Origin of the sequence: Thermus islandicus DSM 21543 (assembly GCF_000421625.1) — a bacterium.
In the GTDB taxonomy this organism is placed as follows: Bacteria; Deinococcota; Deinococci; order Deinococcales; family Thermaceae; genus Thermus; species Thermus islandicus.
On record NZ_ATXJ01000001.1, the window covers coordinates 343,957 to 357,223 of the forward strand.

The following is a 13,267-nucleotide window of genomic DNA, read 5'->3' on the forward strand; positions in this document are numbered from 1 at the left end:
CTAAATCCCGGGGCAAGCCCCCCGTGGAGTATCCTGGGATTAGGTATGCTGGATAAGCTTGCACGCCTAGAGGAGGAGTACCGGGAGCTGGAAGGGCTTCTCGCCGACCCAGGGGTCCTGAAGGACCCGAAGCGCTACCAGGCCCTCTCCCGGCGGTACGCGGAGATGGGGGAGATCCTCGCCCTCATCCGGGAATACCGCAAGGTGCTAGAGGACCTGGAGCAGGCGGAAAGCCTCCTCGAGGACCCCGAGCTCCGCGAGGTGGCCAAGGCGGAGAAGGCGGAGCTGGAGGCCCGCAAGGAGGCCTTGGAACGGGAGCTTGAGCGCCACCTCCTGCCCAAGGACCCCATGGACGAGCGGGACGCCATCGTGGAGATCCGGGCCGGCACCGGGGGGGAGGAGGCCGCCCTCTTCGCCCGCGACCTCCTGGAGATGTACCTGCGCTTCGCCGAGGAGATGGGGTTTGAGACGGAGATCCTGGACTCCAACCCCACGGACCTAGGCGGCTTCTCCAAGGTGGTCTTGGAGGTACGGGGCCCCGGAGCCTACGGCACCTTTAAGTACGAAAGCGGGGTCCACCGGGTGCAGCGGGTCCCCGCCACGGAAACCCAGGGGCGCATCCACACCTCCACGGCCACGGTGGCCGTTTTGCCCAAGGCGGAGGAGTCCGACTTCCAGCTCAACATGGACGAGATCCGCATAGATGTAATGCGGGCCTCGGGGCCGGGGGGCCAGGGGGTGAACACCACGGACTCGGCGGTGCGGGTGGTGCACCTGCCCACGGGGATCATGGTGACCTGCCAGGACTCCCGGAGCCAGATCAAGAACCGGGAGAAGGCCCTCATGATCCTCCGTAGCCGCCTTTTGGAGATGAAGCGGGCCGAAGAGGCGGAAAAGCTCCGAAAAACCCGCCTCGCCCAGATCGGTACCGGGGAGCGCTCCGAGAAGATCCGCACCTACAACTTCCCCCAGTCCCGGGTCACGGACCACCGCATTGGCTTCACCACCCACGACCTCGAGGGGGTCCTCTCGGGGCGCCTTCAGCCCCTTCTGGAAGCCCTGAGGCGGGCCGACCAGGAGCGCCAGCTGGAGGCCATGACGGAAGCGTGATGCGCCGGGAGATCCTGGTGGTGGCAGCCATCCTCCTGGACCGACAGGGGCGGGTGCTCCTGGTGGGCAACGACTGGGGCCGAAAGGGCCAGGTGCGCTACACCCTTCCCGGGGGCACGGTGGAGCCGGGGGAGACGGCCCTGGAGGCTTTGGTGCGGGAGGTGCGGGAGGAGACGGGCCTGCGGGTGAAGGGGATAGAACACCTGGCCTACGCCATCCAGGTGGAGGACCGCCGCAAGAACGAGCGCACCCTGGCCCTGGCCTTCCGGGCCAGCTACGAGGGGCTTTTGAACCCCAAAGACCCCGATGGGCACATCGTGGAGGCCCGCTTCTTCACCCTAGAGGAGGTGGCGGCTAGGCTCTCCGGCCACCGCCCCTTGCAGGAGCCCCTTCTGGACTACCTCAAGGGGGAGCGGGGCCGCTTCTACGCCTATTCCGGCTGGGGCCTTCCGGGGGTGCGGGTCTAGGGACCGAGCTTCCGCTTCAGGTAGGCGGTGAGCTCCTCCAGGGCTCGGCGCAGAGCCCGCTGCTCCTCGGCCAGGGCCTCGAGGGGATCCCTTTGGGGCTCGAGGCCGGCGAAGGTCTTGAAGAGGAGGGTGGGGTTGCCGCACCGGGGGCAGGCCACCCCTGCGGGCCGGACCGAGGGGGCGTAGAAGGTCCGGGCGCCGCACCGGGGGCAGAGGAGGTACTTGGCCCCCAAGGCCTCCCCCTTGCGCACCGCCCGAGCCAATTCCAAGGCCTCCTCCCGGGGAAAGCCCAGGAAGTAGTCCTCCCCCACCTGGACCAAGCCCTCCCCAGGGCCCAGGTCCGGCCGCCTCCCCTCGGGGACCTCCCAGGCCAGGCCGTTCCATCGGAAGTGGCGCAGGTGCCTGCGCCCCTCCAGATCCTCCACCTCCACGATGAGCTGGTGGTTCGGATCCTTGGGGTAGTAGTAAAGGCGCACCGCCTGGACCCCGGAGAGGGCCTGGGTGCGGGGCAGGGTGTAGCTCAGGGGGCCCTCACCCCGGACGGGGTAACCCACCAGGCGCTCCACATCGTAGACGGTGAGGCCAGGGCGGTTCTCCTCCCCTTGGAGGAGGCGCTCCACGTACCTGAAGGCGGCCTCGAGGCCCGGGTCCATGGAAACAGTGTACTCCAGAAAACCAGGGGGGTATCCTACCCCCCAAAGTTCCCGCAAAAAGGGCATCAGTCCTCCAAGAGCCCCACAAAGCGGTGGGGGTCGGGGTCCAGCCTAAACCGGTTACGGTCCAGATGGGAAAGAAGCTCCTCCAGGCGCTCCGTGCTCCCTCTAAGGAGGAGGTGGTAAAGGTAAAGCCCCTTGATCCGGGGCACGGGGGCGGGGGCCGGGCCCAGGACCTCCCCCTCCCGGGCCACCCCTTGGAGGGCGTCCCTCAGGGCCAGGGCGGCCTCGAGGGCCCGCTCCTCCTTGCGGTGGCGGACCTCCAGCTTCACCATGCGGACCCTTGGGGGGTATTGCAGGAGCTCCCTAAGGGCCTTTTCCTGCCAGGGGAAGGCCTCCACGCTCCCCTCCAGGAGGCCCTGGTGGGCGGGGTGGTCGGGGGTGTAGGTCTGGAGGAGAAGGAGGGGCCTCCGCCCGGGCCTGAGCTCGGTGAGGGCCCAGAGGAGGCGGTGGTAGCGCTCCGCCGCCCGGAAGTCCGAGTCCAGGAGGAAGCCGTCCGCATAGGGCAGGAGGACCAGGGCGAGCTCGGGGAGGGACGGCCCCCGGAGGAGGGCGGTGGTGGCCACCACCACCCCGGGCTGCCCCTCGAGGAGGGGGCCCAGGTCGTCCTTGGCCTCCTTGGCGTAGCGGAGGACGGGAAGGGCGAGGTGCCGCCTCAGCTCCTCCACCAGCCACTCCAGGCCCGGCCCCCGGGGCTCCAGAAAGGGCGAGCCGCACTCCGGGCACAGGGGGGGCGGGAGCGCCTCGTGGCCGCACTGGTGGCAGAGGAGGCGGCCCTTCCCCTCCCGGTGGTAGCGCAAGGGAAGGGCGCACTGGGGGCAGGTGGGCCGAAAGCCGCAGTCGGCACAGAGGAGAAGGGCGCTAAAGCCCTTGCGCGGGGAAAGGACCACCGCCTGCCTCCCCCTTTCCTCCACCTGCCTGAGGAGGGCGAGGGCCCGCCCGGTAAAGGGGTGGCCCCTTTCCCGCCTCAGGTCCAGGATCAAGACCCTGGGCTTGGGCACGGGAAAGGTGAGGCCAGGCCGGTCCAGGACCTCCACCGCCGGCACCAGGGAGAGGTAGGTGAGGGGCACGCCGAGAAGCCGGGCCCGCAGCTCGGCCAAGGGGGGGATGAAGGCCCGGCTTCCCGCGGGGAGCTTGTAGCTCTCGCTCCCCTCCTCCACCACCACCATGGACCTGGGGGTAAAGGGGAGGAGAAGCCCCCCGTAGGTGGCGAAGACGAGGCCCCGGGGCGCGCGGAAGAGGGCTTCGCGAAGCCAGGGGGGAAGCCCCCCGTGGTAGGGCTTGGCCTCAGGGAAGTGCTCCAGGAAGCGCAGGAGAAGGCTCACCTCGGGGAAGAGGACCAGGTGGTCCCCCTCGGCCACGAGCCCCTTGAGGAGGCGCAGCCTCTCGGCAAACCGCCCCCCGTTCACGCGCCCGGGGCGCTCGGGAAGGGGAAGGGGTTCCAGCCTCCCCTCCGCCCTGGGCCCCTCGAGGGGGGGGCCGTAGCCCACGTAGCCCCCGTCCAGAAGGCGCTTAAGCCGCCTCACCCCCAGCCCGGTGGCCCGGGCCAGGGCGGCCAGGCTTTCCGCCTGGCCCATCTCCCAAAGGCGCCTAAGCGCCTGGTCCAGGTCAGGCTCCGGGTGGGCCTCCTTCAGGGGGAGGAGGACCCTCTTCCCCTCCTTGAAGGCCACCTCCTCCTCCAAGGCCCCCGCCTCCCGAAGGAGGTCCAGAAGCTTCGGGTCAAAGCCCCGGGCCTCCTGCCAGTCCCGAAGGGCCTCGAGGCCCTTGGGCAGGACCTTGGGGTCCGTCCCGGGAAAAAGGCGCACCCGGTGGCGGACCTCGGGAAAGGGGGGAAGGAGGTCCGCCAGGACCTGGCCCAGGGGGGCAAAGAGGTACCGGGCAGCCTCCTCCAGGAAGCGGATCTCCTCCGGGCGCAGGGAGGGCCCGGGGTCCAGGTAGGCGATGGCGTGGCGGAGGCCCATCCCCCCCCGCCCCTCCTCCTCTCCCACCACCACCCCGAGGCGCACCTCCCCCCGAAAGGGTACGGCCACCCGCCTCCCCACGGGCCCCTCCTCCGCCTCGGCCCCCAAGGGGGGCAGGTAGCTCAGGGGGGGGAGGGGGAGGGGAAGGGCCACCCGGAGCGCCCGCATACGCCTAGGATAAGGGCGTGCGCCTGGCCGTGGTCCTCTCAGGGGTGGCCCTCTACAGCGCCCTCTACGCCGCAGTCCCCCTCCTTCCCCTTCTGGAGAGGCTCTTCGGCGCCCCCCCGGGGGCGGCAGGGCCGGGCATGGGCCTCCCCCTCCTCCTCCTCGTCCTCCTCTCCCCCCTGGTGCCTAGGCTTCCCCTGGCCTCGGGGATGGCCCTGGGTGGGGGACTGCTCCTGGTGGGGCTCGGGGGGATTTTGGGGGCCTTGAGCCCGAGCCTCCTCCTCTGGACCCTCTTCCGCCTGCTTCAGGGCATGGGAGCGGCCCTGGTGCCGGCCCTGGCCATCGCCCTGGTGCCCGTCCTCTACCCGCAGAGGGCCCTGGAGATGGCCGGGGTCTACATGGCGGGCAACGTCCTGGGCGGGGGGTTAGGCCGGGTCCTGGCGGGGCTGTTGGCGGAAGGGGTGGGGGTGCGGGGAGCCCTCCTCCTCCTCTCCCTCCCCGCCCTTCTCCTTGGCCTCCTCGTCCTCCACGCCCCCTCCCGCCTACCCCCTCTGGGCCCGCCCCGCTACGACCCAAGGGGCTGGCCCCTCTACCTGGTGGGGGGCATCCTCCTCTTTCTGAACCTGTTTCTGGCCAACCTCCTCCCCTACCGCCTTCTGGAGATGGGCTTCGGCCCGGGACAGGTGGGGCTCGTGTACCTGGCCTACCTCTTCGGCATCCCAGGAAGCGCCCTCTCCGGCCTCCTGGCCAGAAGGCTGGGCGCGGTGGCCACCTTTCGCTTGGCCTTCCTCTTAGCGCTGCTGGGGATGGGGCTCCTCCTCCTCCCGCCCCCGAGGCTGGTGGTGGGGTTTGCCCTCATGATGGCCGCCCTCTTCACCGCCCAAGGCCTGGCCTCGGGGGCCGCGGGGCGGAAGGGGCCGGGGGTGAGCGGAGCCTACGTGGCCAGCTTCTACCTGGGGGGCACCCTGGCGGGTCTCCTCTACCCCCTCTTCCTCCACAGCTTCCCCCTGGCGGTGGGGTTGGGCTTGGCCTTGGGCCTCCTGGCCTTTCTCTTAGCCCCGGTCCGGTAATACCCCGCGAGGTGTTTAGCGCAGGATCCAAAAGCAAAGGGAATATCCCTGATCAGGAAAGGGCCTGCACCACCCGGAGGAAGGCCTCCCCAGGCCTAGGGGTTTCCCCCCCGTCCTTCCAAGCAAAGCGGAGGTCCTTTAGGGGCCCTTCCCCTACCCCCATGCCCCCGGGAAAGAGGCCCCGCAGGTCCAAAGGCCCCACCTCCTCCCCGCCGAAGGCCTCGAGGAAGCGGGCCACCTCCCTTTCGTGGCCGAAGTGGAAGCCGTAGAGCCACCACTCCCCCTTCTCCTCCAGGGCGAAGAGGAAGCGGGGCCTCGGGTAGATTTCGGGAAAATTTCCTGTAAACGGGCGCCTAAGAAAGAGGCCCGCTCTCCCCGGCCTCAAGCGGAGCACGGCCCGGAGGGGAGTGCCCAGGAGGCCAAAGCTTCCCACAAAGAGGCGCACCAGGTCGTAACCCTGGACGTTTTTCACCACCACCCCTCCCGCCTCCACCCTCCGCCCCCCAGGGGTCCGGAAGGCTACCCCCAGGACCTCGGCGGGAAAGAAGAAGGTTTGGGCGAACCCCCCCCGGAGGAGGAGGCCGCCCACCCCTCCCGGAAGCTCCACGGGGGGGAAGGGAGGGTAGAGGCCCGTGCCCTTAAGGGCCTCGTGGACCTCCATAAGCCCGGTCTCTCCCGGGGCCACCAGGTACTGGTCAGCGGCATGGACCTCCACGAGCTCATGGTACGCTCTAAAGGATGCAGGAGCTGGAACGGGAAGCCCTGGAGGCCATACGCGAAGCCCAAGACCTCGAGGCCCTAAGGACCCTCAAGGCCCGGTACCTGGGCAAAAGGGGCGTCCTCACCCAGGAGATGAAGGCCCTGGCCTCCCTGCCCCTGGAGGAAAGGCGCAGGCGGGGCCAGGCCCTAAACGCCCTGAAGGAGGCCCTGGAAAAGGCCCTAGAGGAGCGGGAGCGGGCCCTGGAAGAGGAGGCCTTGAGGCAGGCCCTGGAAAGGAGGCGCCTGGACGTTTCCTTGCCGGGGGTCGCCCTTTTCGCCGGGGGCCTCCATCCCATCACCCTCATGGAGCGGGAGCTCGTGGGGATCTTCCGGGCCCTGGGCTACCAGGCGGTGGAGGGACCGGAGGTGGAGAGCGAGTTCTTCAACTTTGATGCCCTGAACATTCCCGAGCACCACCCCGCCCGGGATATGTGGGACACCTTCTGGCTGGAGGGCGAGGGCCTCCGGCTGACGGGGCCCCTGGGCGAAGCGGTAGAGGGAAGGCTCCTTTTGCGCACCCACACCTCCCCCATGCAGGTCCGGTACATGGTGGCCCACACCCCCCCTTTCCGCATCGTGGTCCCGGGGCGGGTCTTCCGCTACGAGGAGACGGACGCCACCCACGAGGCCGTCTTCCACCAGCTGGAGGGCCTGGTGGTGGGGGAGGGGATCAGCATGGCCCACCTCAAGGGGGCGATTTTTGAGCTCGCCCAGGCCCTCTTTGGCCCTGAGTCCAAGGTCCGCTTCCAGCCCACCTACTTCCCCTTCGTGGAGCCCGGGGCCCAGTTCGCCGTGTGGTGGCCCGAGGGCGGGAAGTGGTTGGAGCTGGGGGGGGCCGGGATGGTCCACCCCCGGGTCTTCCAGGCGGTGGACGCCTACCGAAAAAGGCTCGGCCTTCCCCCCGCCTACGGGGAGGCCACGGGCTTCGCCTTCGGCCTGGGGGTGGAGAGGCTCGCCATGCTCCGCTACGGCGTCCCCGACATCCGCTACTTCTTCGGCGGGAGGCTCAAGTTCCTGGAGCAGTTCAAGGGGGTCCTATGAGGGTGCCCTTCTCCTGGCTGAAGCAGTACGTGCCCGAGCTGGAAAGCCCCGAGGTCCTCGAGGAGCGCCTCGCGGGCTTGGGCTTTGAGACGGACCGCATGGAGCGCGTCTTCCGGATCCCAAAGGGCGTGGTCTTCGCCCGGGTCCTGGAGGCGAGCCCCATCCCCGGCACCCGGCTCACGCGCCTGGTCCTGGAGGCGGGAAGGGCGGTGGAGGTGGTCTCGGGGGCGGGGAATGCCCGGGAGGGGATCGGCGTGGCCCTGGCCCTCCCGGGTACGGAGCTTGGGGACCTCAAGGTGGGGGAAAGGGTCATCCAGGGGGTGCGCTCCTTCGGCATGGCCCTCTCCCCCAAGGAGCTCGGGGTGGGAGAGTACGGCGGGGGGCTTCTGGAGTTCCCAAAGGACGCCCTCCCCCCCGGCACCCCTTTGGCCGAGGCCTGGCCCGAGGAGGTGGTGTTGGACCTCGAGGTCACCCCGAACCGCCCGGACGCCCTGGGCCTTTTGGGCCTCGCCCGGGACCTCCACGCCCTGGGCTACCCCCTGGTGGAGCCTGAGGCCCCCTTTCAGGCGGAAGCGGTGCCCCTCCCCTTCGGCCTCCAGGTGGACGACCCCGAGGGCGCCCCCCACTTCACCCTGGGCTACGCCTTCGGCCTTAAGGTGGCCCCAAGCCCCCTCTGGCTCCAGCGGGCCCTCTTCGCCGCAGGGATGCGCCCCATCAACAACGTCGTGGACATCACCAACTACGTGATGCTGGAAAGGGCCCAGCCCATGCACGCCTTTGACCTGCGCTTCGTGGGGGCAGGGATCCGGGTGCGCCGGGCCCGGGAAGGGGAGAGGCTCGTCACCCTGGACGGGGTGGAGCGCCTCCTCCACCCCGAGGACCTGGTCATCGCAGGGCTAAGGGAAGGGGAAAGCGTCCCCCTGGGCCTCGCGGGGGTCATGGGCGGGGCGGAAAGCGAGGTGAGGGAGGACACGGAGGCCATCGCCCTGGAGGTGGCCTGCTTTGACCCCGTGGCCATCCGCAAAACCGCCCGCCGCCACGGCCTCCGCACCGAGGCAAGCCACCGCTTTGAGCGGGGGGTGGACCCCCTGGGCCAGGTCCCGGCACAAAGGCGGGCCCTGGGCCTTCTTCAGGCCCTGGCCGGGGCCCGGGTGGCCGAGGCCCTCCTGGAGGAGGGGCGCCCCAAGCCCCCGGACCCCATTCCCTTTCGCCCGGACTACGCCAACCGCCTCCTTGGCACCAGTTATTCGGAAGAGGAGCAGCTTTCTGCCCTGAGGAGGCTTGGCTGCCGGGTGGAGGGGGAGGGCCCGTACCTCGTGACCCCCCCCAGCCACCGCCTGGACCTGAGGCTGGAGGAGGACCTGGTGGAGGAGGTGGCCCGCATCCAGGGCTACGAGACCATCCCCCTGGACCTCCCCGCCTTCTTCCCCGCCCCCGACAACCGGGGGGTGGAGGCCCCCTACCGCAAGGCGGAGCGGCTCCGAGAGCACCTTGCCGGCCTGGGCTTCCAAGAGGTCTACACCTACAGCTTCGCCGACCCCGAGGAGGCCTCCCTGTTCCGCCTCCCCCCCTTCCCCTTGCGCCTGCGAAACCCCTTGGCCCCGGAGAAGGCCGCCCTCCGCACCCACCTCTTCCCCGGCCTCCTTAAGGTGCTCCGGGAGAACCTGGCCTTGGACCGCCCCGAAAGGGCCCTCCTCTTTGAGGTGGGCCGGGTCTACGGGGCCGGGGAGGGCCGGGTGGAGGAGAAGACCCACCTGGCGGGCCTCCTCTTCGGGGAGGGGCTGGGGCTTCCCTGGCAGGGGGAGGGGCTTTCGGGCTTCTTCCTCCTCAAGGGCTACCTGGAGGCCCTCTTCCGGCGGCTCGGCCTGGACTTCCGGGTGGAGGCCCACCCCTACCCCTTCCTCCACCCCGGGGTTTCGGGAAGGGCCTGGGTAGAGGGGGAGGCGCGGGGTTTTCTGGGGGAGCTCCACCCGGAGATCGCCCGCGCCCTGGAGCTTCCTCCCGTGTGGCTCTTTGAACTCACCCTCCCCTTCCCCGAAAGGCCCTTCGCCTTCCAGGACCCCTCCCGCTACCCCCTGGCCCTCCGGGACCTGGCGGTGGTGGTGCCCGAGGCCACCCCCTACGGGGAGGTGGAGGGGGTCCTCAGGGAGGCGGCGGGGCCCTACCTGGAGGCGCTCGCCCTCTTTGACCTCTACCAGGGCCCGCCCCTCCCCGAGGGCAGGAAGAGCCTGGCCTTCCACCTCCGCTTCCGCCACCCCGAGCGCACCCTTAGGGACGAGGAGGTGGACGGGGCCGTGGCCCGGATGGTGGCCGCCCTGCGGGAGCGGGGCTGGGGCATCCGGGAGTAGACTCGGGGTATGCTCACCTGGGTAGACCTCCTGGCCCTCTTCAGCCTGGCCCTGGGAATCGCCCTGGGCTACCGGGGTGGCCTCGTCTCGGCCTTTGCGGGGCTAGGGATCCTTCTCTACCTCCTCCTGGCCCAGCTCGGGCTCTCTGGGCCCGGGTGGGGCCTTGGCCTCGGCCTCCTCGCGGGGATGCTCGCCAAAAGCCTCCCCCTGCCCCCCCTCTCCCAGGGCCTCGAGGCCCTCCTCGGCACCCTGGGGGGCTTCCTCCTGGGGCTCTTCCTGGCCTTAAGCCTCTTTGCGGGCTTTCCCTGGGAAGAGGTGGGGGGCACCCTCCGCTACCCCTCCGCCAGCCTCCCGACCCCCGTGTATGAGGCGGTGAGCCAAAGCCCCTTCGCCCGGGAGGCCTTCCGCCTCGTTTGGACCTCTCCGTGGCTCCGGCAGGCCCTCTCCCTAAAGGGCGAGAACCCGCGATAGGGCCAAGAGGGCCTGGTTGATGTCCTTCTTGCGCCCCACCGCATCCCTTAAGGGGGTGAGCTCCACCTCCCCCTCCACCTCCCCCACCATCACCCCGCTCGTCCCCCCGGCCAGGGCCTCCACGGCCGCCGCCCCCAGGCGGCTTGCCAGGATGCGGTCCTTGGCCGTGGGGCTCCCGCCCCGCTGGATGTGGCCCAAGACCGTGACCCGGGCCTCCACCCGCACGTGCTCTTGGATGGCGGCAAGAAGCCCCGCCGCCCCCCCGGGGTAGGCGCCCTCGGCCACCACCACGATGGAGCTGGTTTTCCCCCGCCTCTGGGACTCCAGGAGGCCCTCGGCGATGGCCTTGGGGTCCAGGGGAGCCTCGGGAACGGCGATCACCTCCGCCCCTCCCGCCAGGCCCACGTCCAAGGCGATGAAGCCCGAGGAGCGCCCCATGACCTCAATGAAGAAGACCCGCTCGTGGCTGGCCGCGGTGTCCCGGATGCGGTCTATGGCCTCGAGGGCGGTGTTCACCGCGGTGTCAAAGCCGATGGTGTAGTCGGTGCCGAAAAGGTCGTTGTCAATAGTGCCGGGCACCCCCACCACGGGAATCCGGTGCTCCTCCAAAAGGCGCATGGCTCCGCGGAAGGTCCCGTCCCCGCCGATGGCCACCAGGCCCTCTATCCCCGCCGCCTTAAGCCTCTCGGCGGCCTTGGCCCGGCCCTCCTCGCCCAGGAACTCCTGGCTCCGGGCGGTGAGGAGGACGGTCCCCCCCCGCTGCAGGATGTTGGCCACGTCCCGCACCCCTAGGGGCACCATCTCCCCCTGGATCATGCCGGCGTAGCCCCGGCGTATGCCCACCACCTCGAGCCCCAGGGCGTAGGCCTGGCGCACCACGGCCCGGATGGCCGCGTTCATCCCCGGGGCATCGCCCCCGCTGGTGAAGACGCCGATCCGCTTCATACCTCCTCCTCCACGCTCAGGCGGTAGGCCTCGTTCCGGGGCACCCCCGCCGCCACCAAGGCCCGGAAGAGGGCCTTCCCGGAAAGGCCCTTGGCCTTCAGCTCCCGCAAAACCGCCTCGGCCCTAAGGGCGGGCGGCCCCTTTGGCCCCAGGACCAGAACGAACTCCCCTCTGGGCTCCTGGAAGTGCTCCAGGGCCTCCCCAAGGGTTCCCCGGAAAACCTCCTCGTGGACCTTGCTGATCTCCCGGGCCACGGCCACGGGGTGGTCCTGCCCGAAGGCCTCCAGGAGGTCCTCCAGGGTCTTCCTTAGGCGGTGGGGGCTCTCGTAGAGCACCGCGGTCCTCCCCTCCCGGGCTAAGGCTTCTATCCGCTCCCGCCGCGCCCTCCCCGCCTTGGGCAGGAAGCCCTCAAAGGTGAAGCGGTGGGTGGGCAGGCCCGAGGCCACCAGGGCGGGAATGAGGGCGGTGGGGCCGGGAAGCGCTTCCACCCGCCAGCCCCATTCTAAGGCCAGGCGCACCAGCTCTGCGCCGGGATCGGAAATCCCCGGCGTGCCCGCGTCCGTGGCGTAGGCCACATAGCCGTAAGGGGCGAGGAGCTCCCGCGCCCGTCCCACCGTGTGCTGGTCCAGGCGCAGGGTGGGGGTAGGGATGCCGTAGTGCCGGAGGAGGAGGCCGGTTCGGCGGGTGTCCTCGCAGGCCACCACCTCCGCCTCCCTAAGCACCCGGAGGGCCCGCAGGGTGATGTCCTCGAGGTGGCCGATGGGGGTGGGGACCAGGACCAGGCGCACGCTAGAGGAGGATAGGCCTCAGCCTCCGCACCGCCTCCCGGAAGGGGAACTGGTAGAGGGCGCCCGAGGGGAGGGTGAACTCCAAGACATCGGGGGCCCCGGCAAAAAGGATCCGGCGCAGGACCAGGGGCCCCTGGTCGCTCTCCAGGTGCACGGTAAGGTAGTCGGGCTCCAGGTTGGGTTCGTCCTCCGCCTCCTTGGGGGCCTCCTCCCCTACGCCCTCCTCCAGGCGCCTCAGCGCCTCCAGGAGCTCGGCCTTGAGGAGGCGCACCTCCTCCTCCAGGGCGCCTTGGGAGAAGGCGAGGACCACCTCCTCCCCTTCCCCGTAGGCCCTCAGCCCCGAGAGGGGCTCGCCCCCACCTTCGGGTCCTTCCACCACCTCCAGGGTGCCATCGGAAAGAAGGCGCAGAACCGCGCCGCAGGCCTCGCAGTCCAATAGGTCCCCCGCCTCATACCCCTCCAGGTCCAGGGGCTCGCCGCACACCGGGCAGAGCATGGCCACCCCTCCAAGGGGATTCTATCCCTTCGCGGGCAGGGGACCCCCTAGCCCAGGTAGCGGGCGATGCAGGCCCTGACCTCTTCCAGGGCAGCGCTGCGGTCCCGCCAGCCCGTCACCCGCACCCACTTGCCCTTCTTGGCCTCGAGGGCCTTGTAGGTCTCAAAGAAGTGCTGGATCTCCTGCTTCACCCCTTCGGGGACATCGCCGATATCCCGGATGTGCTCCAGGCGCTGGTCCTCGGCTACCACGCCGATGATCTTGGCGTCCCCGCCCTTCTCGTCCTCCATGAGGAGGAGGCCCACCACCCGCACCTCCACCACCACCCCGGGCAGAAGGGGATAGGTGGAGAGGACAAGCCCGTCCAGGGGATCCCCATCCTCGGCCAGGGTGGAGGGGATGAAGCCGTAGTCCCCAGGGTAAAACTGGGCTCCGGGGAGGACCCGGTCTAGCTTGATCGCCCCCAGCTCGGGGTCGTACTCGTACTTGTTGCCGGAACCCCGGGGCACCTCAATGACCATGTGGACCACCTCAGGAGCGCCCTTTCCCACCGGCAGGCTCTTCAGGTTCGCCATGGCCCCCATTATACGAGGGCCTCAGGACCAAGGCGTCTACCCCCCAAGCGGCGAGGAGGCGGGCCAGAGCCTCCTTCTGGCCGTCCGTCTCGGGGGGAAGGCTCTTCAGCTCCACGTTGATCCAGGCGCCAGGAAAGGCGCGCAAGACCGCCTCGAGGGGGGGTACGTAGGCCGGAAGCTCCCTCGGGGGGACGCCCTCCAGGGCGAAGTCGTGGTGCACCACCAAGACCCCGTCCCGGGTGAGGTGGACATCCAGCTCAAAGCCGTCCAGGCCAAGCTCCAGGGCCTTTCTGAACGCCTCCAAGGTGTTCTCCCGAACCCCTTGGGGGACGCCTCGGTGGCCTAACCGCAGGGGCAC

General features: G+C 69.9%; 13 protein-coding genes and 1 pseudogene. 6 read left to right on the top strand and 8 right to left on the bottom strand.

Annotated features, from left to right (window positions below; genetic code table 11):
* The first annotated feature begins 45 nt into the window (after positions 1 to 45).
* Entirely contained in the window at positions 46 to 1,110 is a 1,065-nt protein-coding gene (gene prfA, locus H531_RS0101870; RefSeq protein ID WP_022797666.1) for a peptide chain release factor 1, read from the top strand.
* On the top strand, positions 1,110 to 1,577 hold the full coding sequence (locus H531_RS0101875) for an NUDIX hydrolase (protein WP_022797667.1): 468 nt from the start codon (positions 1,110 to 1,112) through the stop codon (positions 1,575 to 1,577). The genes prfA and H531_RS0101875 overlap by 1 nt, the downstream gene beginning before the upstream one ends.
* Here H531_RS0101875 and H531_RS0101880 read toward each other — a convergent pair.
* Positions 1,574 to 2,230, bottom strand: a complete 657-nt coding sequence (locus H531_RS0101880; protein ID WP_022797668.1) for a hypothetical protein — start codon at positions 2,228 to 2,230, stop codon at positions 1,574 to 1,576. The genes H531_RS0101875 and H531_RS0101880 overlap by 4 nt on opposite strands.
* 65 nt (positions 2,231 to 2,295) lie before the next feature.
* On the bottom strand, positions 2,296 to 4,419 hold the full coding sequence (locus H531_RS0101885) for a primosomal protein N' family DNA-binding protein (protein WP_022797669.1): 2,124 nt from the start codon (positions 4,417 to 4,419) through the stop codon (positions 2,296 to 2,298).
* Between the two features lie 17 nt (positions 4,420 to 4,436).
* Here H531_RS0101885 and H531_RS0101890 point away from each other — a divergent pair, with 17 nt between their 5' ends.
* Positions 4,437 to 5,486 (top strand): MFS transporter, encoded by a 1,050-nt coding sequence (locus tag H531_RS0101890; RefSeq protein ID WP_022797670.1) that lies wholly within the window; start codon positions 4,437 to 4,439, stop codon positions 5,484 to 5,486.
* Between the two features lie 52 nt (positions 5,487 to 5,538).
* Here the strand turns inward: H531_RS0101890 and H531_RS0101895 are convergent, their stop codons facing one another.
* The gene (locus H531_RS0101895) at positions 5,539 to 6,201 is read right to left on the bottom strand and encodes a DUF5639 domain-containing protein (protein ID WP_022797671.1); all 663 of its coding nucleotides are present in this window, start codon (positions 6,199 to 6,201) and stop codon (positions 5,539 to 5,541) included.
* A 32-nt stretch (positions 6,202 to 6,233) separates the two neighbouring features.
* Between H531_RS0101895 and pheS the strand changes: the two genes are divergently transcribed.
* From pheS to H531_RS0101910, 3 genes are read left to right on the top strand one after another with little or no spacing between them, the layout of a single operon-like run.
* Positions 6,234 to 7,286 (top strand): phenylalanine--tRNA ligase subunit alpha, encoded by a 1,053-nt coding sequence (gene pheS, locus H531_RS0101900; RefSeq protein ID WP_156860441.1) that lies wholly within the window; start codon positions 6,234 to 6,236, stop codon positions 7,284 to 7,286.
* On the top strand, positions 7,283 to 9,634 hold the full coding sequence (gene pheT / locus H531_RS0101905) for a phenylalanine--tRNA ligase subunit beta (RefSeq protein ID WP_022797673.1): 2,352 nt from the start codon (positions 7,283 to 7,285) through the stop codon (positions 9,632 to 9,634). The genes pheS and pheT overlap by 4 nt, the downstream gene beginning before the upstream one ends.
* Positions 9,635 to 9,643: 9 nt before the next feature.
* Positions 9,644 to 10,105 carry a hypothetical protein gene (locus H531_RS0101910; protein WP_022797674.1) on the top strand — a complete coding sequence of 154 codons (462 nt, stop codon included), beginning with the start codon at positions 9,644 to 9,646 and terminating at the stop codon, positions 10,103 to 10,105.
* Here H531_RS0101910 and pfkA read toward each other — a convergent pair.
* The 5 genes and pseudogenes from pfkA to H531_RS12725 form a co-directional block, all read right to left on the bottom strand.
* On the bottom strand, positions 10,082 to 11,050 hold the full coding sequence (gene pfkA / locus H531_RS0101915; RefSeq protein WP_022797675.1) for a 6-phosphofructokinase: 969 nt from the start codon (positions 11,048 to 11,050) through the stop codon (positions 10,082 to 10,084). The two genes, H531_RS0101910 and pfkA, sit on opposite strands and share 24 nt — an antisense overlap.
* Entirely contained in the window at positions 11,047 to 11,838 is a 792-nt protein-coding gene (rsmI, locus tag H531_RS0101920; RefSeq protein ID WP_022797676.1) for a 16S rRNA (cytidine(1402)-2'-O)-methyltransferase, read from the bottom strand. Before rsmI ends, pfkA begins: the two co-directional genes overlap by 4 nt.
* A gap of 1 nt (position 11,839) precedes the next feature.
* The gene (locus H531_RS0101925) at positions 11,840 to 12,334 is read right to left on the bottom strand and encodes a hypothetical protein (protein WP_022797677.1); all 495 of its coding nucleotides are present in this window, start codon (positions 12,332 to 12,334) and stop codon (positions 11,840 to 11,842) included.
* Positions 12,335 to 12,381: 47 nt separating this feature from the next.
* Positions 12,382 to 12,909 (bottom strand): inorganic diphosphatase, encoded by a 528-nt coding sequence (locus tag H531_RS0101930; RefSeq protein ID WP_022797678.1) that lies wholly within the window; start codon positions 12,907 to 12,909, stop codon positions 12,382 to 12,384.
* A 43-nt stretch (positions 12,910 to 12,952) separates the two neighbouring features.
* A pseudogene (locus H531_RS12725) lies at positions 12,953 to 13,267 on the bottom strand (glycerophosphodiester phosphodiesterase); the annotation flags it as partial.

What these genes read in the sequence shown, in the direction of transcription:
- H531_RS0101880 (WP_022797668.1), bottom strand. Translation starts at nt 2,230, where the DNA reads ATGGACCCGGGCCTCGAGGCCGCCTTCAGGTACGTGGAGCGCCTCCTC.
- H531_RS0101925 (WP_022797677.1), bottom strand. Translation starts at nt 12,334, where the DNA reads ATGCTCTGCCCGGTGTGCGGCGAGCCCCTGGACCTGGAGGGGTATGAG.
- pfkA (WP_022797675.1), bottom strand. Translation starts at nt 11,050, where the DNA reads ATGAAGCGGATCGGCGTCTTCACCAGCGGGGGCGATGCCCCGGGGATG.
- pheT (WP_022797673.1), top strand. Translation starts at nt 7,283, where the DNA reads ATGAGGGTGCCCTTCTCCTGGCTGAAGCAGTACGTGCCCGAGCTGGAA.
- H531_RS0101875 (WP_022797667.1), top strand. Translation starts at nt 1,110, where the DNA reads ATGCGCCGGGAGATCCTGGTGGTGGCAGCCATCCTCCTGGACCGACAG.
- H531_RS0101910 (WP_022797674.1), top strand. Translation starts at nt 9,644, where the DNA reads ATGCTCACCTGGGTAGACCTCCTGGCCCTCTTCAGCCTGGCCCTGGGA.
- H531_RS0101930 (WP_022797678.1), bottom strand. Translation starts at nt 12,909, where the DNA reads ATGGCGAACCTGAAGAGCCTGCCGGTGGGAAAGGGCGCTCCTGAGGTG.
- prfA (WP_022797666.1), top strand. Translation starts at nt 46, where the DNA reads ATGCTGGATAAGCTTGCACGCCTAGAGGAGGAGTACCGGGAGCTGGAA.
- H531_RS0101885 (WP_022797669.1), bottom strand. Translation starts at nt 4,419, where the DNA reads ATGCGGGCGCTCCGGGTGGCCCTTCCCCTCCCCCTCCCCCCCCTGAGC.